The sequence below is a fragment of the Pseudolabrys sp. genome, assembly GCF_035943735.1.
Taxonomy (GTDB): domain Bacteria; phylum Pseudomonadota; class Alphaproteobacteria; order Rhizobiales; family Xanthobacteraceae; genus Pseudolabrys.
On record NZ_DASZBV010000017.1, the window covers coordinates 56,251 to 82,556 of the forward strand.

Below are 26,306 nucleotides of genomic sequence, written 5' to 3' on the forward strand. Positions count from 1 at the left end.
CGCGGCGCCGAGATTATTGTCTCTTACAGAGTCGGGGGACGCGGATGGAAATTGGCGGTTTCCGATAACGGGCTCGGAAAGCCCGATGTGGTCGGTAGCAACGCCAAGTCCGGTCTTGGCACGAATCTCGTTCAGGCGCTGACGCGACAACTCGACGCCGTGGTCGATATTGTGAGCGGCATGCACGGTACTGTCGTATCCGTGACGCACGCGACGTTCGAGGCAAAGGCGCACGGGACGAATCGATTGCTACCGGGTTGATCACCGGGCCCCTCACTAAGCGGCAAAGCGCCGTGTCGGGGATGAGGCGCTAAGCCACAATGCCATACGCACAAATAAGCTCAGCCCATTGTATGGGTGCGCCAATGGCGGCGCTGCGAGAATTGGCGCCGCCTAACGAAGTGCGGTCACTCTGACGGTCTGCGCTTCGCCGCCGTACGGACATGGTTTGCCGCGGGTCCGGCTATCCGCAGGAAGCCATCGACGTATCGTCCATAGCATTCTAACGTTCTCGTGCGACAAACGCCGCCTGCCTGCTAGCGGCAGGCGGCGGAGCAGGAGGGCTGACATTGCAGCTATTCGATGAGAAGGAAACCACGGCGGATCTGGACGGCTTACTGCGTAAGGCGGGACACGATCCAGCGAAGCCGCAGGTGAAGGAAATAAGACCATCATCAGTGGCTACTACGCAGGACGGACGGCGCAGGTGCTGGAGCGGGTCCGCGAAGTGTTGGACCGGGTGACGCAGTCTCAGCACTGAGAGGAACCGGCATCCGCTTCCGGCCGTTCGTTCCATCGGAGCAACGGCCATGCACGGCCACGCCTCCAAAGAAGGCTGCATCCGCCAGCGGGCACAGGTGATATGCAGTCTGAAGGCTGTCCGGAAGGCCGTGACAAAGGCCAATGGGCGAAGGCGGAGCAGGAGGTCGATCGCATGGATGAAACCACGAACGGGAGCGGCCGCGTTCGTACGGCAATCAGCCCCGCGTTGGCACCATCGCCATGATGACAGAACCGCCTGAACGCGATCGGCTGGTACGTGAGCGTGCCTACCGCATTTGGGTGGATGAGGGTCGGCCTGAAGGGAAGGACCTCGAGCACTGGGACCGAGCAAAACGCGAAGTGGAAGAGGAGTTCGCGATGACCGAGGGGCACCACGAGCTTAAGCAGTCCTGAGGCGGCAACATATGCCGCGCTACCGCTTCGAAGTTACTAATGACGATACCATCTACGAGGATACGGAAGGCGAGGCCTATCCGAGCGATGAAGCGGCACTCAGGCGAGCGGAGAGGCTAGTGGTGGAGTTGTCCCGCGAGAACGCCGAACTCCTCGGCTGTACCCTTACGGTGGTGGAAGAAGCGGGCACGACGATCGGCGAGTTCACTATTCAGCCGACCCAACAGCTACTCCAATGACCAGTTAAAAAGCCTGGCGGTCAGCCTACCGTAGTACCGGGTCGGTTGGGGAATGCCTTCGTCTCGCTGGCAAATCTGCGGTTCGTGCATGCCACGGGCGGAGCCGCTTAGCCGTGACCAGCAAGCTTGTGCCCCGCCAGGGGCGCGCACCCGCCACCGCTCCTCGGCGCGTGCACTTGCGATGGCGCTTTTCCGACCCAGGAGCAGGATGCCTCGGGCGAATAATGGCCGCACGGGGGCGCTAGGTTACTACCGGCGCGGAACTGCGAGGTTGCCCGGTCGTTCCCCACTGGGGCGAAGCGTGCCGGCCAAATTGGTCGAACACCAGTCTCGGCATTTAGCGCAGAGGTCTACGGTTGGGCTCGGATCATTTCGACGTCATTGTCATTGGTACCGGACCCGGTGGTGCCTCGCTGGCGCATCGGCTGGCTCCATCCGGCAAGCGTATTTTGCTCCTGGAAAGAGGGGGCTACCTGCCGCGCAGCGAGCGAAATTGGAATTCGCAGACCGTTTTCGTCGATGCGGCCTATCAGGCCGAGGAGACCTGGACAAACTCGACCGGAGATACGTTTAGACCCGCATTGCACTATTATGTTGGCGGCAATTCGAAAGTTTATGGGGGAGCGCTTTTTCGCCTTCGCGAGCGCGACTTCGGCGAGGTCGCTCATTCGGGCGGCCTATCGCCTGCTTGGCCCGTCGGGTACGACGTCTTCGAACCTTATTATACGCAAGCGGAACGACTGTTTCACGTGCACGGCGAGCGCGGTGAAGATCCTCTCGAGCCGTGGACGAGCGGACCGTACCCGTTTCCCGCCGTAAGCCACGAGCCGAAAGTTGCGGAGCTCGTTCATAACCTCCGTGGCATCGGTCTTCGCCCGTTTCATATCCCCCTCGGCATCCTCCTCGATGAAAAGGACGGCCTGGCCACCCCAACGAGCCCCTGCATTCGTTGCAGCTTTTACGACGGGTTTCCCTGCCCGTTGAACGGCAAGGCTGATGCGCAGGTCATTTGTGTCGATCCGATGCTTGCCAAGCATCCGAACGTGACACTTCTTACCGGCGCCTACGTTTCGAAGCTTGGAACGGATTCGACCGGACGAGCGGTTAAAGGCGTTCACGTAACGCGAGGGGGCCGCGAGGAGGTCTATTCCGCCGACATTGTTGTTGTGGCCTGCGGCGCGCTCTCATCCGCGCTGCTGCTACTGCGATCGGCATGCGATACACATCCGCATGGCCTCGCAAACCAGTCAGGACAACTCGGACGCAACTACATGCGGCACAACATGAGCGTGCTCATGGCGGTGATGCCTGAGGCGAACGAAACCGTGTTTCAAAAGACAATGGCCTTTAGCGATTACTATTTCGGGTCCGATGATTGGGAGTATCCGCTCGGGCTTGTGCAGATGTGTGCGACGAGTCATTCCGATCAGGTCCGCGGCGAGGCCCTGCCGGAATGGCTGCACTGGCTACCCGAAATGCCGTTTGAGGAGATTGCCAGGCATTCCATGGACTTCTGGCTGCAGGCCGAAGATCTTCCGCATCCCGACAATCGCGTCTATTACAGAGACGGGAAAGTGCATCTCGATTTGATCGAAACAAACACGGAGGCGCTGGCGCATCTCAAGCGCAAACTGAAGCAGGTATTGGACCGATGTGGTCATAATGCGATCTTTCTGAACCGTAGCTTGTACCTCGGCAAAGATATTCCACTCGGGGGGACCGCGCATCAGGCCGGAACGGCGCGTTTCGGAGTAGACCCCGCCAGTTCAGTTCTCGATCTCGACTGCAAGGCGCACGATTTGGATAATCTCTACCTGGCCGATGCGAGCTTTTTCCCCTCCATCGCGGCGGTTAACCCGACATTGACGATTATAGCCAACGCGTTGCGTGTCGCCGACTGCATTGCGGAGCGATTGAAATGACCGTCGCCGGCGTCGTCACTCTTGTCGTTCGATACGGGCTTGTCATGCTGTTTCTGCCGTTCAGCGCCCTCGACAAGGTTTTGAACTTCCAAGGAGCCGTTACCCAGGCCCAAGAGGTCTTTAAGCCTCGCGCCATCGCGACCATTGTTTTGATGTGTGGGCTTTCTATCGAGGTCTTGGCGTCTCTCGGCGTGGTCACCGGCGTCGCCGATCGCTTTTGCGCGCTTCTGATTGCGGGGTATTGCGCGGCCACTGCGGTGCTCTACAAGCGGTTCTGGGCTCCCGGAGATTTCTGGGCGCGGGGCGACAGCAAGGCCCGCAACCTGTTCTGGGATTTTCTCAAGAACCTGTCGCTGGGAGCCGGCTTTCTTTTGCTTGTCATCGGCACCACTGGCGCCGGACTGAAGCCCTTCCTCGCGCATCCATTCGAATCGAGCCACCCCTATGCATTAGCGGGGCATCATCCATGAGCGATATCGGATCCAAGCCATCGATTGCATATTGGCACTTGTGGGTGGATGCAGATGGCGTAAGCCACCAGACGCAATGCCATCTTACAAACTTCGATATGAAGCAAATCGGACCTGCGGACCCGCAGTGGAATAACGAGCAGCGCAGCCATTCCTCTACAGTGGTGTTCACAGTTCAGCCGGTCGGCTGGATCGGCGAATGGCACGAGAACCCGGCCCCACAGTGGATCGTTGTGCTTTCCGGACGTTGGTTCATCGAGAGCATGGACGGGACGCGCATCGAGCAAGGGCCGGGCGAATTCTCGTTCGGCGAAGATCAGAACTGCGTGGAAAAGAAGGGAAAAAAAGGCCACCGCTCCGGTACCATCGGCGACGAACCGGCCGTGTTGATGACGGTCCAGTTGCACGTTTCGCCGTCGCGCGATCCTTGTCGTATCAAATAGACCTTCCATGAACAGTTTCGAAATCAGCCTCGACCCGTTCCGCGCCATGGTGCTGATGAACGCACCGATTGAGCTCCTGGGGGAGGGCTTCCGCTGGTTGGAAGGGCCCGTGTGGTTTGCCGATCATGATTGCCTCTACGTCAGCGACATCCCGAACGACAGGGTTCTGCGGTGGACGCAGGATGGCGGCGTGTCAGTCTTCCGGCGCCCTTCGGGCTTCGCGAACGGTCACGCGCGGGACAGGGAAGGGCGTTTGATCGGCTGTTCACACCAGAATCGTTGCATCACCCGGCTCGAACTTGACGGCACATTGACGGTGCTGGCGAGCCATTATCGCGGCAAACGCCTCAATTCACCCAATGACATCGTTTGCAAATCGGACGGCTCGATATGGTTCAGTGATCCGCCCTACGGCATCAACACCGACTACGAAGGCGGAAAGCAGGCTTCGGAGTTGCCGCCTTCGCTTTATCGCCTGGACGGCGTGACCGGCGCCCTATCGGTTGTGGCAGATGATTTCAATGGGCCGAATGGATTGGCGTTTTCCCCCGACGAAAGACTGCTTTACGTCGCGGAGACCGGCCGCCAGTTCGATCCAGCGGCAAGCCAGTACATCCGCCGGTTCAACGTCTCTGCTGACGGCCGGCTCTCCGGCGGCGATCGTTTCTACAAGGTCCACCCCGGCTTTGCGGACGGGTTTCGTCTGGATGAGGATGGCAATATTTGGTCCAGCGCAGGAGATGGGGTGCATTGCATCAGCCCGCAGGGAGAATTGCTCGGTAAGATCTTGACCGGCTGTGTCGTCTCGAACGTCGCTTTTGGGGGACGCAACCGCTCGCGGCTGTTTATCTGTGCTTCGCAGCAACTGCTGGCGATCTACACGAACGTCAGAGGTTGCATAAGGCCGTGAGCGCCCGTGTTTCCGGCATCATCTCGTTTGGGCTCACAACGCAGAGTTTGGAGCGACTTGGACACTTCTATGAGGACTTGGGGTTCACGGCGGGTCCGTCGGAGCGCATTCCCTCGCACGAGACCGCGCTCTTAGGACTGACCGGCGGCGGGACGCGCCTGCCACTGCGGCTTGGGAAGGCGTGCGTCGCGTTGGATTGCTTCGACGAACGTGGCCGCGAATACCCGGCAGACGCGAGCGCTGCCGATCTCTGCTTTCAGCACTTCGCGCTTGTCACTTCTGATGCTGCTGCTGCCTGGGAGCGCGCGCTAAAGAGTGGGGCGACGGCAATCTCGAAGCACGGCCCGGTCACATTGCCCGAGTCGGCAGGCGGAGTGACAGCCTGCAAATTTCGCGATCCTGAGGGCCACCCGCTTGAGCTATTGCAATTTCCCGCCGCGACCCAAATGAAGTGGCAAGGCGATGGCATGCTCGGAATCGACCATTCCGCGATCAGCGTGTCCGATGCTGCCGCGAGCGAACGTTTCTATGTGGCGCTCGGCCTGTCGGTGCGCAGCACAACGCTAAACCAGGGCGAAGCTCAAGCGGCTCTTGACGGGCTGCCGAAGCCGATCGTTCAGGTCGTGCCGATGCTGCCGCCTCAGGCCCCCCCGCATCTTGAGCTACTCGCCTACCGGGTTCCGCTCGGCCTGTCGGCCGGCCCGGTAAGGGCGAATGACGTCGCCGGGACGCGTACGGTCTGGGCGTCCGATCGGGACGCCCTCTTATGTGACCCCGACGGGCATCTCCACGTGCTCAGAAAACGGAGTTGACCCAATGATCGATGTGGAAGTCGCGGTTGCCGCACATGCCACGATAGGAGAGTCGCCGACCTGGTCGGCGTCCGAGCGAGCGCTCTACTGGATTGATATTAAGAAGCCTGCACTGCATCAATATATTCCAGAAAGCGAGGCCCTTCGGACTTGGCCGCTGACGAGCGATGTCGGCGCTTTTGCGTTTTGTGAAGATGACTCCGCAATCGTTGCGCTGCGTCACGGAATCTACCATCTTGACTTGTCTTCCGGAGAACTCGATTTACTCGCGCCGCCGCCTTTCGACCCGAGGCTGTTTCGCTTCAACGAGGGAATTTGCGATCGCACCGGACGCTTTTGGGTGGGTGTCATGTTCGACCCCGTCGCGCCCGCTCCCGCGCACCAGAAAGGGCACCTGCACAGCTTTACCTTCCAGGGCGGCCTCAGGTGCGAAGACGATATTGCAGAATTGCACAACGGCATGGCGATAAGCGAAGACGGGAAGCAGTTCTTCCTGTCGCACAGTCGGGAAGGCATCATCTACAGATTCGACTTTGATTCCGCATTGGGCGGCCTCGGCGGCCGCAAGGACTTTGCGCAAATCCCGACCGGTATCGGACTGCCGGACGGGGCGGCCATTGATCGTGAAGGTTGCTATTGGTGCGCGCTCCACGGGGCCGGCCGTCTTCGGCGCTACACACCAGATGGCAACGTAGATCGCGAGATCAAACTGCCCGTGAGCAAGCCGACGATGTGCGCATTCGGTGGAGAGGATCTCGACGAGATGTATGTGACGAGCGCTGCTGAGGGGATCGATATTGCCGAGGAACCTCTCGCCGGGGCTTTGCTGCGGTTTCGCCCCGGCGTGAAGGGAATAGCACGATCGTGCAATACGGGCGCTGTCGCAAAAATGGCGCGTGTTGCGAAACGGCGCATTGATTAAGTTCGAAGCTAAGTTGACGTGGTGCGTCGACCGCCGGTGGCGCGAATGCCCATCCGCCAGTGGCGAATCCCGGATACAATGTCATGCCGCCGTCAACAAAAAGGGTGGCGCCGGTCACATAATCGGCGGCATCGGACACCAGCCAAGCCGCAGCTCGCGCAACGTCATCGGGCTCGCCGATGCGCTTGTAGGGCACCAAGGTCATCAGGTCGCGATAGGCGTCAGTCGTGGCCCAAGCATCGGTATTGATGGGTTTGCGGATCGCGCCCGGAGCGACGGCAATACCTCGTGCGTGGCGGACGCGGGCGCGTCGGCGCGCGTGTCGATGCCGCGGCCAATGACGCAGCAGCCGAGATGAGCCCCGACCAGATCGCGCTCGTTCAGGACAGCTTCAGGAAGGTGGTGCTGATCGCAGCGACCGCCGCCGACGTCTTCTACGACCGTCTGTTCGAAATCGCGCCGGACGTCCGGCCACTGTTCCCGGACGACCTGAAGGAGCAAAAGAAGAAGCTCGTCGCCATGCTCGCGACCGCCGTCACCAACCTGCATCAGGTCGAAATCATCGCGCCCGCCGTGGCCGACCGTGGCAAGCGGCACGCCGCCTACGGCGTCAAACTGGAGCACTACGAACCGGTCGGTGCAGCGCTTTTGTGGACGCTGGAGCAGGGGCTCGGACCGGCCTTCACGCCGCCGGTCAAGGACGCCTGGACCAGCGCCTATCTCCTGCTCGCGGGCGTCATGCAGGACGCGACCGCGGCCGCCTGAGCCAGGTCGATGGTATCTTCTAACCCATTGAAGGGCCGCAAATTCCGCGCCGGTCGCGTGGAACGGGACTTGCTTGGCAAGGACGGGGGAAGGCCAGCAGGACCAGGAGCCGTGGCTGAATTTCATAAGGATGCAGCGACCGCGCGTGCACCGTCGGCAGACGGTGCGCGCGACGCGTCGTTGAAAATCCTCATCGTCGACGAAAGCCCGATCCGTGCCGCCATTCTGGCCGACGGGTTGCGCGAGGCCGGATTCCTTCTGGTGGAGCGGCTAGCGGAGACGCGCAATCTGCTCGACCGCATCTACACCATCGATCCGGACGTGATCCTCATCGATCTGGAGAACCCCAACCGCGACACGCTGGAGCAGATGTTCCAGATGAGCCGTGCGGTGCGCCGGCCCGTGGCGATGTTCGTCGACCACAGCGACCGCGCCTCCATTCAGGCGGCGGTCGACGCCGGCGTCTCCGCCTATATCGTCGGTGACCTGAAGAAGGAGCGCGTCACCAGCATCCTCGATCTCTGCATCTCGCGCTTCAATGCCTTCTCGCGGCTTCAGGCCGAGCTCGAAAGCGCGAAGGATGCGTTGGCAGAGCGCAAGGTCATCGACCGCGCCAAGGGTCTGTTGATGAAGGCGAAAGGCCTGAGCGAGGAGGGCGCCTACGCGCTGCTACGCAAGACGGCCATGAACGAGAACAAGAAGATCGTCGACATCGCCCAGTCGGTGGTCACGGCGGCGGAATTGCTCAAATGAGCACGCGATTGCGCATCGGCTTTATCCCGCTCGTCGACGCGGCTGCCCTGATCGTCGCCGTGGAATGCGGCTTCACCGCCGCGGAAGGCCTCGACGTGTCGCTCGTCCGCGAGGTGTCGTGGTCGAACGTGCGCGACAAGCTCAACATCGGCCTGTTCGATGCGGCGCATATGCTCTCGCCGATGGCTATCGCCTCCAGCCTCGGCATCGGCCACCTGCGGGTGCCGCTCATCGCGCCGTTCAATCTCGGCCTGAACGGCAACGCGATCACTGTTTCCGAGCCGCTTTATGCCGCCATCCTGGCGCATGCCGATGGCGACATCACCGATCCGGGAGTGTCGGCGCGCGCGCTTGCCCGCATCGCCGCCGAGCGCAAGACCGCCGGCGAGGACCAGCTTACCTTCGGCATCACCTTTCCGTTCTCGAACCACAATTACCAGACTCGTTTCTGGATGGCGGTCGGCGGCATCGATCCCGACGAAGACGTCAGCCTGGTGGTCTTGCCGCCGCCATACATGGTCGAGAGCCTGCAAAGCGGGCAGATCGACGGCTACTGTGTCGGCGCGCCGTGGAATTCGGTGGCGGTCGGGCAGGGCATCGGCCGCATCCTGCTTTTCGGATGCGCCATCATGGCGCGCGCGTCGGAGAAGGTGCTGGCCGTGCGCGAGCGCTGGGCTGACAAAAATCGCGACACGCTCGATGCGCTGCTGCGCGGGCTGGCCCGCGCGGCTGCTTTCGTCGAGGACGCCGGCAACCGTGCCGACGTTGCGCGCATGGTGGCGGCGCGGCTGGACGTCGCGGACGGCATCATCGCGCGCACGCTCGCCGGGGACCTGCAAATTGCCGTCGATGGATCGACGCGGAGCAGTGACCGCTACCTGATAATCGGCCGCGACGGCGCCGGCCGGCCCGACACCGTGCAGGCGGCCTGGATCTACGCGCAGATGGTGCGCTGGCGGCAAACGCCATACAGCGACGCGTTGCTGAACGATGCGCGCGCCGTGTTCCGGCCGGACCTGTACGATGCGGCGCTGGGACTGCAGGCCTCGCCCGCCGGCAACCTGCCGCCCGACGGCATAGGCTGCTTCTCCGGGCCGGCGTTCGGCCCTGCAGACGTTTGCGGCCACCTCGCGGCATGGCCGAAGCGCCCGGCGGCGCGCCCGCGTCTGTCGGTGGTGCGCTGACTGCCGCGTTGCACAAACTTTCTGCATTCGCCGCCTGAGCTTCACGCAGCGGTACCGGCGCGGACCGCTCCGGAAATCATCGCCGTATGCCGCCAACCCTCTGAAAAAGTTGATGTCTTTCCGAAGCCGTGCCGTCTGGCACGACACTTGTATTGTACCGGTTGAACGGCGCCCCGCTTGGGTCGCCGGGTCCAACGATGGGCCATCAGCAACGCCGCTGTCCTGACACCGCGCATGCGGTTCGCAGGGCTGCGGCTTTTTTATTGGTGCGAACGGCGAGGCGATCATCGATGGCGAACAGCGACAGGCGTGGCCGCAACGGCATCAGCCGCCGCAATCTGCTCAGGGCCGGCCTCAACGAGCTCACCTCCGGCGGCATCGTGCTCGACAACAAGGAGGTGACGAGCGCCGGCCCGGATCGTGCCGTCGTGTTCCAGAACCCTTCGCTACTGCCGTGGATGAGCGTGCGCGAGAACATCGCACTCGGGGTCGACCGCGTCTATCCGAAGGCGAGCCGCGCCGAGCGCGCGGATATCGTCTCATATTATCTGTCGCGCGTGGGCCTCGCCGACGCGATGGACAAGCGCGCCTCCGAACTGTCCAACGGCATGAAGCAGCGCGTCGGCATAGCGCGCGCCTTCGCGCTCTCGCCGAAACTGCTGTTGCTCGACGAGCCCTTCGGCATGCTCGACACGCTAACCCGCTGGGAGCTCCAGGAGGTGTTGATGGACGTGTGGTCACGCACCAAGATGACGGCGATCTGCGTCACCCACGACGTCGACGAGGCCATTCTGCTCTCCGATCGCGTGGTGATGATGACGAACGGCCCCAAGGCGCGCATCGGCTGCGTGATGGCCGTCGATATCCCGCGGCCGCGCACGCGGCGCGAACTGCTCGATCATCCCCGCTATTACGATTATCGCCGCGAGCTGCTCGACTTCCTGGCCGAGTACGAGCATGGCAACACGTCCGCCGCGCCCAAACAGCCGGCGGCCGCGTGATGAGCGAGCCACTGGTCATCGTTGGCAACGGCATGGCGACGGCGCGGCTCGTCGATGAACTCAGCCGCCGTGCCCTTGGCCGCTACGCCATCGCCGTCGTCGGCGCGGAGCCGAGGCTCGCCTACAACCGCGTGCTGCTGTCGTCGGTGCTGGCCAAGGAGGTGGCGCCGGCCGAGATCGAGTTGCGCAGCGCCGACTGGTGGCGGACGCGTGGCGTCACGCTGCTCTATGGACGGCAGGCGGTGAGCATCGATCCGTCGCTGCGGCGCCTGCGGCTCGACGGCGGCGCAACCCTGCCTTACACGCGGCTCGTGCTCGCGACCGGCTCGCAGCCGATCCGCCTCGACGCGCCCGGCATGGGACTGGCTGGCGTGATGACCTTCCGCGATCTCGCCGACGTCACCGCGATGGAGGCGGCCGTCGCCAGACACAGGAACGTCGTGGTGATCGGCGGCGGCCTGCTCGGCCTCGAGGCCGCCTACGGCCTCGCCATAGCGGGCGCCAATGTCAGCGTCGTTCACCTGATGGACCGGCTGATGGAACGCCAGCTCGATGCGCGCGCCGCGGCCATGCTCAAGCACGAGGTCGAGGGCCGCGGCATCGCCGTGCATCTGAACGCCCAGACGACCGCCATTCGCGGCCGCGGCCGCGTCGAAGCAGTCACGCTGGAAGACGGACGCAATCTCGCCGCCGATCTGGTGGTGGTCGCGGCCGGCATCCGTCCGAGCGTCGACCTCGCTCGCACCGCCGATCTCGACATCAACCGCGGCATTGTGGTCGACGATCATCTACAGACCAGCCGTCCCGGTATCTTTGCCATCGGCGAATGCGCCGAGCACCGTGGCGTCTGCTACGGGTTGGTCGAGCCGGCCTACGAACAGGCGCGCGTGCTCGCCGAACATCTCGCCGGCGCTCCTGCCGCCTACCAGGGCAGCGCCATTGCCGCCAATCTCAAGGTCGCGGGCGTCAGCGTCTATTCTGCCGGCGACTTTCTCGGCGGCGCGGGCAGCGAAGCGATCGTCTTCTCCGATCCCGGTCTCGGCCTCTACAAGAAGCTGGTGCTGCGCGACGGCCGGCTGACAGGCGCCGTGTTGTTCGGCGATACTTCCGACGGCCTCTGGTATCTCGACCTCATCCGCTCCGGGGCGGCAGTGGCCGCGTTTCGTGACGATCTGGCGTTCGGCCCACCGCCGGTACAACGCCGGGCGGCGTGAGGCGCGCGGTGAACGCTCCCCTCCAGCACCCGCCGCCGATCCGCAGCACGTGTCCGTATTGCGGCGTCGGTTGCGGCGTGCTGGCGCGGCCCGACGGAGAAGGCGGCGCGGCGATATCCGGCGATCCCGACCATTCGTCGAATTTCGGACGTCTATGCTCGAAGGGCTTGGCGCTCGGAGAGACGCTCGGCCTCGCGCCGCGCCTGCTGCATCCGATGCTGCGTGCGGCCGACGGATCGCTGCAGCAGATTGCATGGGACACGGCCATCGATCGGGTCGCGAGTGGCTTCGCCGAGACGCTGGCGAAGCACGGGCCCGATTCGATCGCCTTCTATCTGTCCGGACAATTGCTGACCGAGGACTACTACGTCGCCAACAAATTGATGAAAGGCTTCCTCGGCTCGGCGAACGTCGACACCAATTCGCGGCTCTGCATGGCGTCGTCGGTCGCCGGCCATCGCCGCGCCTTCGGCAGCGACACGGTGCCCGGTTGCTACGAGGATCTCGACGAAGCCGATCTCATCATCCTCGTCGGATCGAATGCCGCCTGGTGCCATCCGGTGCTCTACCAGCGCATGGTCGCCAACCGGCGCAGGCGCGGAGCGCTGATCGTCGTCATCGATCCGCGCCGCACCGCAAGCGCGGAAGACGCCGATCTGTTCCTGCCGATCGCGCCGGGCATGGATACCGCGCTGTTCAGCGGCCTGCTGGTTCACCTCGCCGACACGCTCGCGCTCGACTACGTCTATATCGAGCGGCACACGACCGGCCTCGCCGATGCTTTGGCGCGCGCGCGGGAAATCGCACCCGACCTCGACGCGACGGCCGCCGCGACCGGCCTCGATCCCGCCGACGTGGGCCGCTTCTTCGACCTGTTCCGCACGATCCCGCGCGTCGTGACCTGCTATTCGCAGGGCGTGAACCAGTCGGCGCAAGGCACCGACAAGGTCAACGCTATCGTCAATTGCCACCTTGTCACCGGCCGCATCGGCAAGACCGGCACGGGGCCGTTCTCGCTCACCGGCCAGCCGAACGCCATGGGCGGCCGCGAGGTCGGCGGACTCGCCAACCAGCTCGCCGCGCATATGGACTTCGTGCCTCTCGACGTCGATCGCGTCGGCCGCTTCTGGGGCGCGCCCAACATCGCGCGCCGCGAAGGGCTGAAGGCGGTGCGCATGTTCGAGGCGATCGAGCGCGGGCAGATCAAGGCGTTGTGGGTGATGGCCACCAACCCCGCGGTGTCGCTGCCGCGCGCCGCGTCCGTGCGGCGCGCGCTCGGCAAACTCGACCTGTTCGTCGTCTCGGAAAACGTGCGCGACAATGACACGGTCAATGCCGGCGCGCATGTGCTGTTGCCGGCGGCGGCGTGGGGCGAAAAAGACGGGACGGTGACCAATTCCGAGCGGCGGATCTCGCGGCAGCGGCCGTTCCTGCCGCTGCCGGGCGAGGCGCGGCCCGACTGGCGGATCGTCACCCAAGTCGCGCGTAGCCTCGGATTTGCGAACGCGTTTCCTTATGAAAGCGCCGCCGACATTTTCCGCGAACACGCCGCGCTCTCGGCGTTCGAGAACTACGGCACGCGCGCATTCGACATCGGCGCGGTGGCGGATGTCGGCGACGACGCCTTCGACGCGCTCGCGCCGATGCAGTGGCCGGCGCGCAAGCACGAGGCGCCGGCGGCGCGCATCTTCGGGCGCGGTGGTTATTTCACCATGAACGGCAAGGCCCGGCTGGTCGCGGTGGACAAGCCGGCGCCGCGCGCGGCGACCTCGCGGCAATTCCGTTTTCGCCTCAACACCGGCCGCGTGCGCGACCAATGGCACACGATGACGCGATCGGGCTTGAGCCCGCGGCTCGCCGACCACCTGCCGGAGCCGTTCGTCGAGGTGCATCCGCGCGACGCCGCGCAGGCGCAGCTCGCCGATGGCGGCTACGCGCGCGTGAGCACGGCGCATGGGTTATGCGTGCTCAAGGTCGTGGTCAGCGCCGGCCAGCGGCGCGGCTCGCTGTTCGCGCCCATCCACTGGAGCGACGCGACCGCCTCGTCTGCGCGAGTATGCGATCTCGTGGCGCCGGCCTGCGATCCGCATTCTGGCCAGCCGGAGGCGAAGGCGACGCCGGCGGCGATTGGACCGGTCGATTTCCGCTACGCCGGCTTCGCGCTCGGCTTGACGGCGGGCGATCTTCCGCCCGGCACCTGGTGGGCGCGCGTGACCGTGCCGAATGGAATGGGCTTGCTACTGGCGAGCAACGACGCGCCGGACAAGTGGCGCGCGCATGCCGCGGCCGCTTTCGCCGGAGCCGAAATCGCCGAGTACTCCGACGAGGGCGGCGTCTACCGCGTAGCCGCGTTCCGTGACGGGCGGCTTGCCGGCTGCATCTTCATCGGACCGCAGGCGGCGGCGCCGCGCTGGGACGCGGTAAAGCCGCTGTTCGCCACCGAAGCGCTTGCGCCGGCGGAGCGCCGCGCCGTGCTGTCCGGCAAATCGCCGGACGGCCGTGCCGCCGACGGCCCGCAGGTCTGCGCCTGCTTCGGCGTCCGCCTCGGCGCCATCCGGCACGCCGTCGATCAGGGTGCGCGCACGACCGAGGACATTGGCGTGGCGCTGCGCGCCGGCACCAATTGCGGCTCGTGCCTGCCCGAGCTCAAGGCCACTCTCGATCGCCTCGCTCGCGCAGAGTCCATCCAGACTGTGATAGAGGCTGAGGGGCACGCGTGAGGGCCGTTGAGCGGGTGAGTGAAAATGGCTTGACGCCTTGCAGCGGAAATGGCGCTCGCCTGACACAATGGTAACATGCGCGTCGGCGAGTCAGCCGGCGTCGCCGTTTGTGTCCGATAGGGAAAAATGAAGAAAATTGTTGTAGAGGACGATCATTTCCTGAAGATTCTCGGGGTCATTCTCGACCCAACGACGGCTGAATCGCACCGCGAGGCTGTATGCCGGTTCTTTGCGCACGACGTGCCGGATTTCCTCGGATGGTGTGAGCAGCTGCGCGCCCGCTTTCCCGGCCTGTATCCGGTCGAAGTGGTGTTCGTCGCCGATCAGGAAGAGCTTGCGGCGAAGATCCGGGAGGCCGACGCAGCCATCGTCGAAAGCCTTATCATAGATCGCTCTGTTCTGGCCGCGGCGCCACGGCTTGCCCTGGTCCACAAGTTTGGCACGATCACGAACAATATCGACCTTGCTGCGTGTGCCGAGCACAATGTACCGGTCGCGACCGTGCGGCGGCACGTCAATATCGCGGTGGCCGAGCAGGCGTTTTCGCTAGCGATGGCGCTGGCCAAGCGTATTCGGCCGCTTGCTGGTCTCGTCGAAGCAGGTGCTTTGGAAGCTGCGGGCTGGCACGTGCGCGAGCGCAGCCCCTTCGCGGGCTATTCGAATTTCTCCGGGATTACCGGGCTTAAGATGCTGTTCGGGGCGACGCTCGGCATCATAGGGCTTGGTGAAGTCGGTCGCGAGCTGGCACGCCGCGCACAAGCCTTCGAAATGAAAACGTTGTACTTCCAGCGCAGGCGTCTTGCGGAACAAGATGAATTGTCGCTCGGCGCGACTTATGCGCGGCTGGACGATTTGATGGCCAGGTCTGATTTTATAGTCGTCCAGTTGCCGCTGAACGAATCCACGCGCGGGCTGATCGGCCGGAACGAATTGGCCCGCGTCAAACCGGGCGCGGTCCTCATCAACGTGGCGCGCGCCGAACTGATCGATCACGACGCGCTTATCGAGGCTCTTGAACACGGCCGCTTGGGGGGCTTCGGTCTGGACGTGGGCTACAACGAGCCGACCGATCCAGCCGAGCCGTTGCTGCAGTATCGCGACGGAAACGTCATTTTGATGCCGCACACTGCGATCGGCGCCCGCGACAATGCCCTGTACGATCTGGATCGGCTGTGCTCGAACGTGTGGCACGCCGTCACCGGCCGGCACGCCTCGAACTGAGCCTCTCCAGCAAACGCTAATGCTGCGCGTCTACCCTCGGCGCAGTTGTGAGGCTACGCCACTTGGCCGTCTCCGCACGGATACGCGCGCGTAGCGCCGCGGGCGTCGTGTGGCCGGGCTCCATTCCCTGCGCTTTTAGCGCGGCAACGACATCCTTTGCGGCAAGCGCGTCGCCCATGGCCTGATTAAGGCGTGTCGCGATTGCAGGCGGCGCATGAGCCGGCATGACGACCGCCATCCACAAGACGACCTCGTAACCGGTGAGCCCCGCTTCCTGCAGCGTCGGCACGTTCGGCAACGACTCGATCCGTCCAGCGCTGGTCACCGCCAGAGGGCGTACCTTGCCCGCTCGTATTTGTCCCAGCGTAGGGGCGAGCGTGCCAAATTGGATTTGGATGCGATCCTCAGCCAGGTCGAGAATTGCCTGGCTGGAACTCTTGTAGGGGACTTCGGTCAGTTCGACGTCGGTAAGAAGCTGGAAGAATGAGCCGGCAATATGGGCCAGACTCGAGGGTCCGGCTGAGGCGTAATTAAGCGTGCGCGGCTTCGCTTTCGCCAAAGCGATCAAGCCGGCAACATCTTTCGCGGGCAGGGTCGGGGATACCAAGAGCACGTAGGGCTCGGTGCCGATCATCGATACCGGCGTAAAGTCAGCGACCGGATCATAGGGGAGCTTGGGATTGAGAGCCGCAGAAACAGCATGGGTGCTGCTGGTGGCGAGACCGATCGTATATCCGTCGGGCGCGGCGTGCGCGACTAGCGAGGTCCCGATCTCTCCGCTTGCACCGGCGCGATTGTCGATGACGAAAGGCTGGCCGAGTTCGCTCCCCAGCTTTTGCGCGACGATTCGCGCAACGGTGTCTGTTGCGCTGCCGGCAGGAAACGGCACGACGAAATGCACCGGACGGTCCGGCCATTTGCCGCCCTTGTCCTGCGCGGTTGCACTGCCGGCAGCCGAGATCAATGTCACCCCCAGAAGCAAAATCAATGCGCATCGGGAGCGATGAAACGGGCGGTTGCTTCGCTGAAATATCATGTTCATCACCGTGAATTCTCTAGATCAATCTGCAACGCCAGCATAACGCGATTATGCATGTTATAGGTGCCTATCAGGACCGACAACTCCACGATCTGACGGTCGTCGAAATGTTTCCGAACGGCTGCAAAGACATCGTCCGGCACGGCGACGTCCCGCGTCATGGCATCGGCATATGCGAGCGCCGCTCTTTCATCGGGAGAGAACAGGTCCGAGGCGGACCATTCACGCAATGCCTCGCATTCGTCGAGGGATACGCCATCCGCGAGCGCGAGCTTCGGTATGTGTTGAGCAATCACATAATCGACGCGATTGATTAGAGCGATGCGAATAATAAGGAGTTCTCGCAGTCTTCCGGAGAGTGTGGTCTTCCACCGAACCGCGTTGAGATGCTCGAACCAGCTCGCCGCAATTGGTGGGCTATGGAGCAACAAACGATAGACGTTGATGAGGTTTCCGCGTCGTCCGGCGCTGATACGCGCGGCAAGATCTGCGGTTTCGGGCGTATCTTCGCCCTCAATGTAAGGTATGCGACTCATGAGGCGACTTCACAACATCCACTGGGTCATGATCAAGCACTCGTCTGTGATATCGGCGCGGACGAGCACATTATACTCCTCCTGAAACGACGCTGCCGCCAATGCCAGAAAGGGTTTTCGATCGAGGCGCCCTCAGTATTCAGCTTGGAATGATTGGCAGCATGATCCAGTTCGACGAGTCTCTCTCGAAATGAATCGCATTTTGAGCCTGAAAGATCGACGGGGGACGGTTACCCGCGTCCGCGTGCAGGTACGGCCCAACTCCTGAAAGAGGAAACGGGACCCCCGGCATTTTTGCAGGCCCGCCGGGATATTCGTAATCCCTTCCGCGCACCGTGAGCGCAAGGCGATAGCCCGCCGGAATAGCGATGGACGTTGACCAGAGCTCGATATCGAGGCCGACAGGTTCGCCGGGAACGAGCGGCTGCTCCTCGTCGTGCGCATGATAGGGCCGATACGGCAGGCTGCGGGTCATGTCGAGCTTGCGTCGTGAGGCGCGGAGCCATCCGAAGGCGATCGGGGTGTGCGGATCGTGCGCGCCTTGGAAAACGACCTCGTCGCCGTTCGGTGCGAACACGCGCAGGATCAAGAAAACATCAGCATCGATGGTAGCGGACGAGATGTGAAGTCGTGCGGAGAGGGGGCCGGTGATTTCCAGCGGCTCCGACAGTGGAGGCGTCGAGAAGGTCAGTCCGTCGCCGGAGCTGTCGTAGCTAAGTACTGCCTGTCGCGCAGGCGGTTCCGGTTGAAGCACGCCCGCGGCGGGATCAAGATAGAACCTGGTCCATGTTGTCCGTGCGAGCGGCCACTCGTTCTCATGCCTCAAAATGAATTTTTCGCCGGGGTGGCGGACCTGCAGTTGAACGCGCGGCTGTTTGTCCCAACCGGTTCGCTCACCCTTCAGGAAATGGCCGAAAAAGCGCTTCTGCAGTTGGAGGCCATAATCGGTGTAAAAATGCGTCCAGTGGGTGTCGCCATGAAACTCGAGCCATTTTTGCGCAGACGCCGCGCGCATGAACGCTTCGGTGTTGCCCCGCAAGTGCAGCGCATGGCCGCCCCAATTTGCCGCCGAGAGGAAAGGGACGGTGATGCGCTCGAGTTCGGGCGAGCGCGCCCGGTGGTAATCGTCCTCGAGCGGGTGTGCGAGCGCGCTGGCGACGATGTCATTGCGGTTCTCGGCTAGCGCCTCATCTGGAAGGGTTTCCGGTCCGGTGACGAGGTCGCCGGTGAGGGGGCTGCGCGAACCGCGACCGCCGTAGCCGTGCTGCATCGGAATGACACCGCGCGCATACCAATTGGTCAGGAATTGGCAGAAGATGCCTCCATGGTAGCAGACGTCCCGGTAGTGATCTGCCGCGCCCTCCCAGGCGCAGATCGCAGCGAGATGCGGCGGATTGAGCGCGGCCACCTGCCAGGCATTCATCGCGTAGTACGAAATGCCGTTGAGCCCGACTTTGCCGCTGCACCAGGGCTGTCGAGCAGCCCATTCGATGCACTCGTAGAGGTCACGGGTCTCGCGCGGAGACCACGGGTCGAGGAAGCCGGGGGAGCGGCCGCTGCCGCGGGAGTCGACGCGTACGACGGCATAGCCGTCCGGGACCCATTTCTCCGGATCGACGACCTCCCAGGCCTGATAGCGGTTCGATGAGCCCTGCGTTACCTCGGGGTGGCCCTCTGCAAGATGCTTCCACGCATAGGGGCGGCTGTCGGGAAACGACATCCCTTTGGCATACGGCCCATAGCTCATGATGACCGGATAGCGCCCCGCCGCGGCCGGACGATACACGTCGGCGCGCAAGACCAGGCCGTCATCCGCTTCGATGGGAGCATCGAACTCGATCCGCATGTCGTCGTAAATTTCGTTTTCCACTTTTGCGATCGCTCCGTACTGCGGTGCGGGAATCAGCGCGTCCTGCGGGGCAGGATGATTTCAAAGACAAACCGGTCTGGCCGGCAGATGGTCTCGCCCAGAATAAAAGTTGCGCCTCGTCGGTCGACGCCAGTGTAATCGACCCGGAAGATCGGAAAGCCGGTCGGCATCTGGAGAAGCCGGGCTTCATCTTCGCTCAGCGTCGATGCGCTAAACTCGCAGCGCAGGCTTGCGATCGGAATGCGTTTCTTCTTGAGCAACGTGAAAATGAATTCGCTGCCGAGGTCGGCGCCCAAACGCCGCGCGAGCGCAGGCCGCATGTGCAGGCGATGGAGGGCGACAGGAACGTCGCTGGCGAACGTAAGCTTCCGGTGCCGAAAGATCGTGCTTCCGCTGCGCAGCCCGAGCCTGGTGGCGACGGACCCGGTCGCGCGCGTCGGGCCATGATCCACCTCGACAAGGCGTGGCACGAAACCAGCGCGCCTGATTTCGTCGCCGATGGATCGGTCGGGATCTCCCGCAAGGACGCGATGGATGCGCGGCTTCGACCGCACGAAGACGCCGAGCCCTTGGTGGCCTTCCACCAGTCCTTCGTAAACGAGTTCGCGGAGCGCGCGACGGACGGTGATCGCGCTGACGCGAAACGACTTTGTCAGCTCGGCGAGACTCGGCAGGCGGCTGCCGGATGGATAAGTGCCATCCGCTATGCGCGCCCGGAGAGCTGAAAGCAAATCGGAATAGAGGAAGCTCCGCGGTTTCGACAAACGTGTCTTAGCCATCCGATGGCCGTCCCATACCTCTGTTTTAGCCAAGATGTTGACGGAAGAAATCGAGCGTGAGCCCCAGCGCGCGGTCTGCCTCGGGCTTGCTGTACGTTTTTCCGCCGATGCGGGCGAAGGCGTGATCGGCGCCGGGATATTTGTGGATCGTCACGAGGGGATTAGCCGATAGCCTTCGTTCCAAAAGCTCGTTGACTTCGGCCTGCACCCACCGGTCCTTCATCGCCATGTGCAGCACAAACGGCCGGTGCAGATTCGGCGCCTCCCGGATATTGTGCTCAATGTAAGTGCCGTAATATGCGACGGCGCAATCGATGTCGGTGCGGCAGCACATGAGGTAGCAGAGCTTGCCGCCAAGGCAGTATCCGACCGCGCCAACCTTGCCGTTGCACTCGGGCAACTTCTCCAAAAAGTGCCACGTGTCTTCCATGTCGCGGACGGCGAGATCGTAGTCGAAGTCGTAGTATAGATCGAACGCCCTCTTCACATGCTCGAGATTGCCGTCGGAGAGCTCCACGCCGGGGTCTTGCCGCCAGAACAGGTCCGGGACGAGACAGATGAAGCCGGCTTGCGCGAATTCATGCGCGTGGTGCCGCATCGTGTCATTGACGCCCCAGATTTCCATGATGGCGATGATCGCGCCGGCCGGCTTGCCGTCGGGAATCGCGAGATAAGCCCCCATTTCCCCGTCGCGAAGCTTGATCTTGATGTTTTGTGTTTTCATGTCCGCACTCATAGATTCAGTAAGGTGCGGGCGTTGCCCGCAAAGATGGCGTCAGTATCGTCTTTCGGCAAACAGAGGGCACGCACGCCGCGGATCGTGTCGCGAATGAGCGCGCGTCCGCGCTCCGGGTCGAATGGCGCGTCGGTCGCGAAAAGACACCTCGAAGTGCCGAAAAAGGCGTGCCCGCATCTCGTCGGCGCTTCCTCGCCGCCGAGCGCAGTGTCGGCATAGAGCATCTTGTAGTAATCGAGCGGCGGCCGCTTGAGCCCGCAGTCTTCCGCGACCGGATTGCGATCGACGGTTCCGAAGAAGATCTGCCTGAAGCCGAGCTTAATCTTCGCCGGGAAATATGGGATCATACCGCCCATATGGTGGCTGATGATCTTCAGCGTCGGTAGTTCATCGAACAGCCCGGAATAGATCAGCCGCGTCATGCACGCGGTCGTCTCGTAGGGCCATCCGAACGAGAACCAGACTTCGGCTTCGGAGGTTTTCTCGGTGGCATAGTCCGGAAAATCCGGGCCGCGCATCGGGTGGACCCAGACCGGCAAGTTCTTTTCGGTCATACGACGGAAAATCGGCCGAAATTTCGGATCGCTGAGTGGCGTGCCGGCGACATTCGTGAAGACTTGAATGCCGCGCGCCCCGAGTTCGCCCGTCGCCCGGTCGATCTCGCGCAAGGTCGCATCGACATCGTTCATCGGCAAGGCAGCGATGAAGGTCGGAAAGGCGTAGGGATGACGGCGGCAAATGTCCGCCAGGCAATCGTTTGCAATCTTGGCAAGCTCGACTGACACCGCTGGTGGCCCGAGCAGTTCGAGCGGCGGATTTGCCAGCGAAAGGACTTGCCGCAGGCCGTCGAATTCTTCAACCAGTCGCAGGCGGGCATCGACATCGACCAGCGTATCGAGCCGAGGAAAGGCCTTTGCCGCGACGTGGTCTGGGGCGATCTTTTGCAGCCGTTCGAGGTAAGGTCGCGGCATGAAATGGTTGAACACGTCGATGATCACGTCGACTCCCGGTCCCCGGCTGCGGATAAACCTGGTATACAAAGAGACGAAATTTGAGTAAAGGCGCGCGTTCACAGGACAGGTGCCCATGCCGCGGCTCGATCCCGACTCTGTCGTGCTACATTCGACCGGCAGCGGAGCGCCGGTTTTGCTGCTGCATTGCCTCGGGGTTGACCGGCGCTTCTGGGATTTCGCTGAAGGACTTGCGGAAAAGTTTCGCCTCCTCGGCTTTGACCTCCCGGGCCATGGCGAAACGCCGGTGCCCTCGGATGCATATAGCATTGAAGATCTGGCCGACCTCGCCGTTCAGGTGCTTCGCCGCGAAGGAATATCGCGCACGCATGTTATAGGCATCTCACTCGGCGGATTGATTGCGCAGAGACTTGCGGCCGCTTACCCCGATTTAGTGGATCGATCGGTGCTGATCGACACGACGCCGCGCTACACCGATGAGTTGCGCAGCATGTGGGCCTTGCGCGCGAAAGCCGCACGAGAGCAGGGCGTCGGCTCGCTCGTCGATGGCTTACTGCCAATCTGGTTCACTCCGCAGGCCATTGCCCAAGACAGTCCGGAAGTCCGCTACGTGCGCGAAGCGCTCGCGCGCTGTCCAGGCGAGGGGTATGCGTTGGCCTGCGAAGCGCTCGCTGCAGCCGATTTGCGCGACGACGTCAAGCGGATCAAGGCACCGACGCTCGTTATCTGCGGGGACGAGGATATCCTGAGCTTCCTCGAGGCTGCGCGCTGGCTTGCCGCGACCGTCGTGGGCGCCAAGATCGGCTGGATAGCGCGGGCGCGGCACGCGTCCGTCCTTGAACGGCCGACGGAAGCGCTCCGGCTGATTTCCGATTTTCTGAGCGGCTAAGCATCCACAGCCGCCACTTGTCATACAAAGTGAAATGTAGCACGTTACCTCCAAAAACAGGGTCGCAAATACGCGGCCGCGCTCGGAGGGAACGCAATGACATCCACAACTGTGGAGCAGAGATCCGCCCAACTCGTTGCGCGGTTCGAACGCCTGCCATTCTCGCGGTGGCATCGCAATTTCTTCATTCTCGCATTCTGCGGAATTGCTTTCGACGCCGCCGACTTCGCCCTGTTCGGCGCTGCGCTGCCACCGGTCGCCAGAGAGTTTGGGCTCGGGCCTGCCCAGAGTGGTCTGCTTGCGACGGTCGGATTGGTCGGCGCCTTCCTCGGCGCGCTGTTCTGGGGAACGCTGTCGGATTACATCGGCCGGCGCACCGCGTTCCAATCGACTGTCGGTCTATTCGCCATATTTAGCGGCCTCGTGGCGGTCTCCTGGAACGTGGCATCCCTCGGCGTCTTCCGCTTCTTGTCGAATTTCGGTCTCGGCGGAGAAGTGCCTGTCACCTTGACGCTCAGCTCCGAGTTCAGCCCGGGGCGCATCCGCGGCGGGATGGCCGGCAACATCATGGCCGCCTTTCCGGTCGGGCTTGTGATCGCGGCCGGGCTCAGTCTTCTCATCATTCCGCGGTGGGGATGGCGAGGTCTTTTCGTCGTCAGCGTGGTGCCGGCAGTCCTTCTATTCTTTGTGCGAAGATACATGCCGGAATCCGTCCGCTATCTGCTCGCGAAAGGGCGGATTGCCGAAGCTGAGAAGACCGTCGATGACATTGAGAGGCAGGCCATCGGCCGCACGCTAACGGCTGCTGAAATCGACGCGCTGCCGAATCTCCGGCCGGAGGTAGCGACCGAGACGAAGGTCACAGTCTTCGAGTTGCTGGCTCCCGGGCGCGCGAAGAACACGCTGCTGCTCTGGGTCGTCTCATTCGGCTTCCTGTGGTCTTCGAACGGCATCCTGTTCATGCTTCCCACGATTCTGCAGCAGCGCGGCATTCCGCTCAGCCAAGCGATCAGTTTCATGCTCGTTCAGGCGATCGCCGCCGTGTTCGGATATTCGGCCTGCGGCTTCCTGATCGACAAATATGGGCGCCGGCCGGTGCTGTTCCTGTATTATTTCATTGGCGCGTTTTGCCATCTGTGGTTCGCAATGGCGAGCGGGATGTGGCTGTACTTCGCCGCGGCGGCAGTAGGCTGGGTCAATCCGGGGGTCTATGGCGCGACCGGAATCTATGTCAGCGAACTGCATCCGACCCATCTGCGGGCGACGGCGGTGGGCTGGTTCTTCGGGATCGGCCGCATCGGCTCGTTCCTGGCGCCCACTGTGGTCGGCTTCATGCTCGCCTACGGAGCCGGCGCCTATGTGCTGCACACATTTGCTCTCTCATTCCTGGTTGCAGCATTCGCGCTGCTCGCGATCGGTGTTGAAACGCGTGGCAAAGCGCTCGAGGAGATTTCCCAAGCCCGAGCAAGTTAGCAGGCGGAACGACCGTTCTTCTGTCGGGTTGCCCACGCGTCTCTTGGACGGCCAGGTGACCCGAGCCGGACGCGATTTTGGCTTCCTACGTTGGGCCCTTTGTGGGCCACAGGTGAGCGCGCGCCGACCGCAATTCGGCCGGAAAATCAGGCGCAAAGGATGAGCGACGCATAAAGGGGGCGCGGCGCTCTTTATAGCTCTTTGATACCCCTCAAAATCATTCCGCATCGCTTCCTTATGGTCGGGGCCTTATTTCCAGGCCCGAACCAGAACCATCCCGAAAGGGAGGAAGCCATGCTCGACATTCTTATGCTGGCGCTCGCCGCCGGCCTCTTCGTCCTCACCATCGGCTACGCCTACGCCTGCGACCGCCTCTGAAGGTGCGCCATGCCCATCGACTATTCGCTCGCCGCCCTCGTGACCGCGGGGCTGCTGATCTACCTCACCTACGCGCTTCTGCGTCCCGAACGCTTCTGAGGACGCGCATGATCCCGAAAGGTGTGACGCGGCTTTCGGAAAAGATCGCGCGTAACGAAAGAGACATGCCATGACCGTCATCGGTTGGGTCCAGATCGTTCTTTATTGCGCGATCATCGTCGCGCTCACGCCCGTCCTGGGCGGCTACATGACGCGCGTGTTCAACGGCGAACGTACGTTCCTGTCGCCGGTGCTGCGGCCGGTCGAGGCGCTGCTGTATCGCGTCGGCGGCGTCAACGAGAAGAGCGAGCAGGGCTGGCTCGCTTATACGATCGCCATGCTGCTGTTCCACGTCGGCGGCTTCGTCATTCTCTATGCGCTGATGCGGCTGCAGGCATCGCTCCCGTTCAACCCGGCGGACCAGTCCGCCGTCGCGCCCGATCTGTCGTTCAATACGGCGATCAGCTTCATCACCAACACCAACTGGCAGAACTACGGCGGCGAAAGCACGATGTCCGACCTCGTGCAGATGCTCGGCCTGACGCACCAGAATTTCCTGTCGGCGGCGACCGGCATCGTGCTCGCGGTCGCGCTCATCCGCGGCTTCGCGCGCGCTTCGGCGCGCACGGTCGGCAACTTCTGGGTCGATATCACCCGCTGCACGCTCTACGTCCTGCTGCCGATCTGCGTCGTCTACACGCTGTTCCTGGTCTGGCAGGGTATCCCGCAGACGCTCGGCGCTTACGTTGATGCAACGACGCTCGAAGGCGCCAAGCAGACCATCGCCGTCGGCCCGGTCGCCTCCCAGGTGGCGATCAAGATGCTCGGCACCAATGGCGGTGGCTTCTTCAACGCCAACGCCGCGCATCCGTTCGAGAACCCGACCGCGTTGTCGAACTTCGTACAGATGCTGTCGATCTTCGTGCTCGGCGCGGCGCTCACCAACGTGTTCGGCCGCATGGTCGGGAACCAGCGCCAGGGCTGGGCGATCCTCGCCGCCATGGGCGTGCTGTTCATTGCGGGCGTCGCGGTCTGCTACTGGGCGGAGGCCAACGGCACCAGCCTCCTGAACTCGCTCGGTCTCACCGGCGGCAACATGGAAGGCAAGGAAGTCCGCTTCGGCATCGTCGCCTCGGCGCTGTTCGCGGTGATCACCACCGCCGCCTCCTGCGGCGCCGTCAACGCCATGCATGACTCGTTCACCGCGCTCGGCGGCATGATCCCGCTTATCAACATGGAGCTCGGCGAGATCGTCGTCGGCGGCGTCGGCGCCGGCCTCTATGGCATGCTGTTGTTCGTCATCGTTACCGTATTCGTCGCGGGCCTGATGGTCGGCCGTACGCCGGAATATGTCGGCAAGAAGATCGAGGCGCGCGAGGTGAAGATGGCGATGCTCGCCATCCTGATCCTGCCGCTGATGATGCTCGGCTGGACTGCGGTGGCGGCCGTCAATCCGCAAGCGCTGCCGCAGCTCGGCAACAGCGGGCCGCACGGCTTCTCCGAGATGCTCTATCTCTACGTGTCCAGCGCAGCCAATAACGGCTCTGCATTCGGCGGCATCACGGCGAATACGCTGTTCTTCAATATCACCGGTGCGGTCGCGATGTTCTTCGGACGCTTCTGGATGATCGTGCCAGCCATGGCGATCGCCGGCTCGCTCGCCGCCAAAAAGTCCGTGCCGCCCTCGCTCGGCACGTTCCCGACCACCGGCGGCTTGTTCGTCGGCCTGCTCGTCGGCGTCATCCTCATCGTCGGCGGCCTCACCTTCTTCCCCGCGCTCGCGCTCGGCCCCATCGTCGAACATCTGGCGATGCAGGCCGGCCAAGTCTTCTGAGCAAAAGATT

At 62.9% G+C, this 26,306-nt stretch carries 26 protein-coding genes and 2 pseudogenes; 21 read left to right on the forward strand and 7 right to left on the reverse strand.

Annotated elements, in window-relative coordinates:
- Positions 1-51: 51 nt before the first annotated feature.
- From VGV41_RS11370 to VGV41_RS11410, 9 genes are all read left to right on the forward strand, one after another.
- Positions 52-261, forward strand: coding sequence for a hypothetical protein (locus tag VGV41_RS11370; RefSeq protein WP_326863951.1), 210 nt, complete (start codon positions 52-54; stop codon positions 259-261).
- 744 nt (positions 262-1,005) lie between these two features.
- Positions 1,006-1,176: a DUF2934 domain-containing protein gene (locus VGV41_RS11375; RefSeq protein ID WP_326864106.1), complete on the forward strand. Its 171-nt coding sequence runs from the start codon at positions 1,006-1,008 to the stop codon at positions 1,174-1,176.
- A gap of 11 nt (positions 1,177-1,187) precedes the next feature.
- Complete coding sequence (locus VGV41_RS11380) at positions 1,188-1,415, forward strand: DUF6894 family protein (RefSeq protein ID WP_326863952.1); 228 nt, start codon at positions 1,188-1,190, stop codon at positions 1,413-1,415.
- 356 nt (positions 1,416-1,771) lie between these two features.
- The gene (locus tag VGV41_RS11385) at positions 1,772-3,337 is read left to right on the forward strand and encodes a GMC family oxidoreductase (RefSeq protein WP_326863953.1); all 1,566 of its coding nucleotides are present in this window, start codon (positions 1,772-1,774) and stop codon (positions 3,335-3,337) included.
- On the forward strand, positions 3,334-3,807 hold the full coding sequence (locus VGV41_RS11390) for a DoxX family membrane protein (protein WP_326863954.1): 474 nt from the start codon (positions 3,334-3,336) through the stop codon (positions 3,805-3,807). The genes VGV41_RS11385 and VGV41_RS11390 overlap by 4 nt, the downstream gene beginning before the upstream one ends.
- Positions 3,804-4,250: a cupin domain-containing protein gene (locus VGV41_RS11395; protein ID WP_326863955.1), complete on the forward strand. Its 447-nt coding sequence runs from the start codon at positions 3,804-3,806 to the stop codon at positions 4,248-4,250. The genes VGV41_RS11390 and VGV41_RS11395 overlap by 4 nt, the downstream gene beginning before the upstream one ends.
- Before the next feature lie 7 nt (positions 4,251-4,257).
- Positions 4,258-5,160 carry an SMP-30/gluconolactonase/LRE family protein gene (locus VGV41_RS11400; RefSeq protein WP_326863956.1) on the forward strand — a complete coding sequence of 301 codons (903 nt, stop codon included), beginning with the start codon at positions 4,258-4,260 and terminating at the stop codon, positions 5,158-5,160.
- Complete coding sequence (locus VGV41_RS11405) at positions 5,157-5,972, forward strand: VOC family protein (RefSeq protein WP_326863957.1); 816 nt, start codon at positions 5,157-5,159, stop codon at positions 5,970-5,972. Before VGV41_RS11400 ends, VGV41_RS11405 begins: the two co-directional genes overlap by 4 nt.
- Before the next feature lie 4 nt (positions 5,973-5,976).
- Positions 5,977-6,894 carry an SMP-30/gluconolactonase/LRE family protein gene (locus VGV41_RS11410; protein ID WP_326863958.1) on the forward strand — a complete coding sequence of 306 codons (918 nt, stop codon included), beginning with the start codon at positions 5,977-5,979 and terminating at the stop codon, positions 6,892-6,894.
- A 139-nt stretch (positions 6,895-7,033) separates the two neighbouring features.
- Here the strand turns inward: VGV41_RS11410 and VGV41_RS11415 are convergent.
- Positions 7,034-7,243 (reverse strand): annotated as a pseudogene (locus tag VGV41_RS11415) (hypothetical protein); the annotation flags it as partial.
- A 5-nt stretch (positions 7,244-7,248) separates the two neighbouring features.
- Here VGV41_RS11415 and VGV41_RS11420 point away from each other — a divergent pair.
- The 7 genes and pseudogenes from VGV41_RS11420 (at position 7,249) to VGV41_RS11450 (ending at position 15,752) form a co-directional block, all read left to right on the forward strand.
- On the forward strand, positions 7,249-7,659 hold the full coding sequence (locus tag VGV41_RS11420) for a globin family protein (protein ID WP_326864107.1): 411 nt from the start codon (positions 7,249-7,251) through the stop codon (positions 7,657-7,659).
- A 180-nt stretch (positions 7,660-7,839) separates the two neighbouring features.
- Positions 7,840-8,412: an ANTAR domain-containing response regulator gene (locus tag VGV41_RS11425; protein ID WP_326864108.1), complete on the forward strand. Its 573-nt coding sequence runs from the start codon at positions 7,840-7,842 to the stop codon at positions 8,410-8,412.
- Positions 8,409-9,596, forward strand: a complete 1,188-nt coding sequence (locus tag VGV41_RS11430; protein WP_326863959.1) for a CmpA/NrtA family ABC transporter substrate-binding protein — start codon at positions 8,409-8,411, stop codon at positions 9,594-9,596. The genes VGV41_RS11425 and VGV41_RS11430 overlap by 4 nt, the downstream gene beginning before the upstream one ends.
- Before the next feature lie 344 nt (positions 9,597-9,940).
- Positions 9,941-10,597: pseudogene (locus VGV41_RS11435) on the forward strand (ABC transporter ATP-binding protein); the annotation flags it as partial.
- Entirely contained in the window at positions 10,597-11,811 is a 1,215-nt protein-coding gene (locus VGV41_RS11440) for an NAD(P)/FAD-dependent oxidoreductase (RefSeq protein ID WP_326863960.1), read from the forward strand. The pseudogene VGV41_RS11435 and the gene VGV41_RS11440, both read left to right, overlap by 1 nt.
- An 8-nt stretch (positions 11,812-11,819) precedes the next feature.
- Positions 11,820-14,531: a molybdopterin-dependent oxidoreductase gene (locus VGV41_RS11445; RefSeq protein ID WP_326863961.1), complete on the forward strand. Its 2,712-nt coding sequence runs from the start codon at positions 11,820-11,822 to the stop codon at positions 14,529-14,531.
- A 126-nt stretch (positions 14,532-14,657) separates the two neighbouring features.
- Entirely contained in the window at positions 14,658-15,752 is a 1,095-nt protein-coding gene (locus VGV41_RS11450; RefSeq protein ID WP_326863962.1) for a 2-hydroxyacid dehydrogenase, read from the forward strand.
- 16 nt (positions 15,753-15,768) lie between these two features.
- Here VGV41_RS11450 and VGV41_RS11455 read toward each other — a convergent pair whose 3' ends face one another.
- The 6 genes from VGV41_RS11455 to VGV41_RS11480 all read right to left on the reverse strand — a co-directional run bounded on the left by VGV41_RS11455 (position 15,769) and on the right by VGV41_RS11480 (position 21,710).
- Complete coding sequence (locus VGV41_RS11455; protein ID WP_326863963.1) at positions 15,769-16,794, reverse strand: tripartite tricarboxylate transporter substrate binding protein; 1,026 nt, start codon at positions 16,792-16,794, stop codon at positions 15,769-15,771.
- Positions 16,794-17,327: a carboxymuconolactone decarboxylase family protein gene (locus tag VGV41_RS11460; protein ID WP_326863964.1), complete on the reverse strand. Its 534-nt coding sequence runs from the start codon at positions 17,325-17,327 to the stop codon at positions 16,794-16,796. Before VGV41_RS11460 ends, VGV41_RS11455 begins: the two co-directional genes overlap by 1 nt.
- 139 nt (positions 17,328-17,466) lie before the next feature.
- Positions 17,467-19,197 (reverse strand): CocE/NonD family hydrolase, encoded by a 1,731-nt coding sequence (locus VGV41_RS11465; RefSeq protein ID WP_326863965.1) that lies wholly within the window; start codon positions 19,195-19,197, stop codon positions 17,467-17,469.
- A 32-nt stretch (positions 19,198-19,229) separates the two neighbouring features.
- A complete protein-coding gene (locus tag VGV41_RS11470; RefSeq protein ID WP_326863966.1) occupies positions 19,230-19,976 on the reverse strand; it encodes a GntR family transcriptional regulator in 747 nt (248 codons plus the stop codon).
- Positions 19,977-20,001: 25 nt separating this feature from the next.
- Positions 20,002-20,700, reverse strand: coding sequence for a dienelactone hydrolase family protein (locus VGV41_RS11475; protein WP_326863967.1), 699 nt, complete (start codon positions 20,698-20,700; stop codon positions 20,002-20,004).
- Between the two features lie 8 nt (positions 20,701-20,708).
- On the reverse strand, positions 20,709-21,710 hold the full coding sequence (locus tag VGV41_RS11480) for an amidohydrolase family protein (protein WP_326863968.1): 1,002 nt from the start codon (positions 21,708-21,710) through the stop codon (positions 20,709-20,711).
- An 88-nt stretch (positions 21,711-21,798) separates the two neighbouring features.
- Here VGV41_RS11480 and VGV41_RS11485 point away from each other — a divergent pair, with 88 nt between their 5' ends.
- From VGV41_RS11485 to kdpA, 5 genes are all read left to right on the forward strand, one after another.
- Positions 21,799-22,572 (forward strand): alpha/beta fold hydrolase, encoded by a 774-nt coding sequence (locus VGV41_RS11485; protein WP_326863969.1) that lies wholly within the window; start codon positions 21,799-21,801, stop codon positions 22,570-22,572.
- A 96-nt stretch (positions 22,573-22,668) separates the two neighbouring features.
- Positions 22,669-24,045, forward strand: coding sequence for an MFS transporter (locus VGV41_RS11490; RefSeq protein ID WP_326863970.1), 1,377 nt, complete (start codon positions 22,669-22,671; stop codon positions 24,043-24,045).
- A gap of 237 nt (positions 24,046-24,282) precedes the next feature.
- Complete coding sequence (locus VGV41_RS11495) at positions 24,283-24,423, forward strand: hypothetical protein (protein WP_326863971.1); 141 nt, start codon at positions 24,283-24,285, stop codon at positions 24,421-24,423.
- A 9-nt stretch (positions 24,424-24,432) separates the two neighbouring features.
- Positions 24,433-24,522 (forward strand): K(+)-transporting ATPase subunit F, encoded by a 90-nt coding sequence (locus tag VGV41_RS11500; RefSeq protein WP_326863972.1) that lies wholly within the window; start codon positions 24,433-24,435, stop codon positions 24,520-24,522.
- A gap of 70 nt (positions 24,523-24,592) precedes the next feature.
- Positions 24,593-26,296, forward strand: coding sequence for a potassium-transporting ATPase subunit KdpA (gene kdpA, locus VGV41_RS11505; RefSeq protein ID WP_326863973.1), 1,704 nt, complete (start codon positions 24,593-24,595; stop codon positions 26,294-26,296).
- Positions 26,297-26,306 lie beyond the last annotated feature (10 nt).

Bases quoted from the DNA above. Each gene is read 5' to 3' on its own strand.
- VGV41_RS11375 (WP_326864106.1), top strand. From the start codon at position 1,006: ATGACAGAACCGCCTGAACGCGATCGGCTGGTACGTGAGCGTGCCTAC.
- VGV41_RS11380 (WP_326863952.1), top strand. From the start codon at position 1,188: ATGCCGCGCTACCGCTTCGAAGTTACTAATGACGATACCATCTACGAG.
- VGV41_RS11390 (WP_326863954.1), top strand. From the start codon at position 3,334: ATGACCGTCGCCGGCGTCGTCACTCTTGTCGTTCGATACGGGCTTGTC.
- VGV41_RS11395 (WP_326863955.1), top strand. From the start codon at position 3,804: ATGAGCGATATCGGATCCAAGCCATCGATTGCATATTGGCACTTGTGG.
- VGV41_RS11400 (WP_326863956.1), top strand. From the start codon at position 4,258: ATGAACAGTTTCGAAATCAGCCTCGACCCGTTCCGCGCCATGGTGCTG.
- VGV41_RS11410 (WP_326863958.1), top strand. From the start codon at position 5,977: ATGATCGATGTGGAAGTCGCGGTTGCCGCACATGCCACGATAGGAGAG.
- VGV41_RS11420 (WP_326864107.1), top strand. From the start codon at position 7,249: ATGAGCCCCGACCAGATCGCGCTCGTTCAGGACAGCTTCAGGAAGGTG.
- VGV41_RS11430 (WP_326863959.1), top strand. From the start codon at position 8,409: ATGAGCACGCGATTGCGCATCGGCTTTATCCCGCTCGTCGACGCGGCT.
- VGV41_RS11440 (WP_326863960.1), top strand. From the start codon at position 10,597: ATGAGCGAGCCACTGGTCATCGTTGGCAACGGCATGGCGACGGCGCGG.
- VGV41_RS11450 (WP_326863962.1), top strand. From the start codon at position 14,658: ATGAAGAAAATTGTTGTAGAGGACGATCATTTCCTGAAGATTCTCGGG.
- VGV41_RS11455 (WP_326863963.1), bottom strand. From the start codon at position 16,794: ATGAACATGATATTTCAGCGAAGCAACCGCCCGTTTCATCGCTCCCGA.
- VGV41_RS11460 (WP_326863964.1), bottom strand. From the start codon at position 17,327: ATGAGTCGCATACCTTACATTGAGGGCGAAGATACGCCCGAAACCGCA.
- VGV41_RS11470 (WP_326863966.1), bottom strand. From the start codon at position 19,976: ATGGCTAAGACACGTTTGTCGAAACCGCGGAGCTTCCTCTATTCCGAT.
- VGV41_RS11475 (WP_326863967.1), bottom strand. From the start codon at position 20,700: ATGAAAACACAAAACATCAAGATCAAGCTTCGCGACGGGGAAATGGGG.
- VGV41_RS11485 (WP_326863969.1), top strand. From the start codon at position 21,799: ATGCCGCGGCTCGATCCCGACTCTGTCGTGCTACATTCGACCGGCAGC.
- VGV41_RS11490 (WP_326863970.1), top strand. From the start codon at position 22,669: ATGACATCCACAACTGTGGAGCAGAGATCCGCCCAACTCGTTGCGCGG.
- VGV41_RS11495 (WP_326863971.1), top strand. From the start codon at position 24,283: ATGGTCGGGGCCTTATTTCCAGGCCCGAACCAGAACCATCCCGAAAGG.
- VGV41_RS11500 (WP_326863972.1), top strand. From the start codon at position 24,433: ATGCCCATCGACTATTCGCTCGCCGCCCTCGTGACCGCGGGGCTGCTG.
- kdpA (WP_326863973.1), top strand. From the start codon at position 24,593: ATGACCGTCATCGGTTGGGTCCAGATCGTTCTTTATTGCGCGATCATC.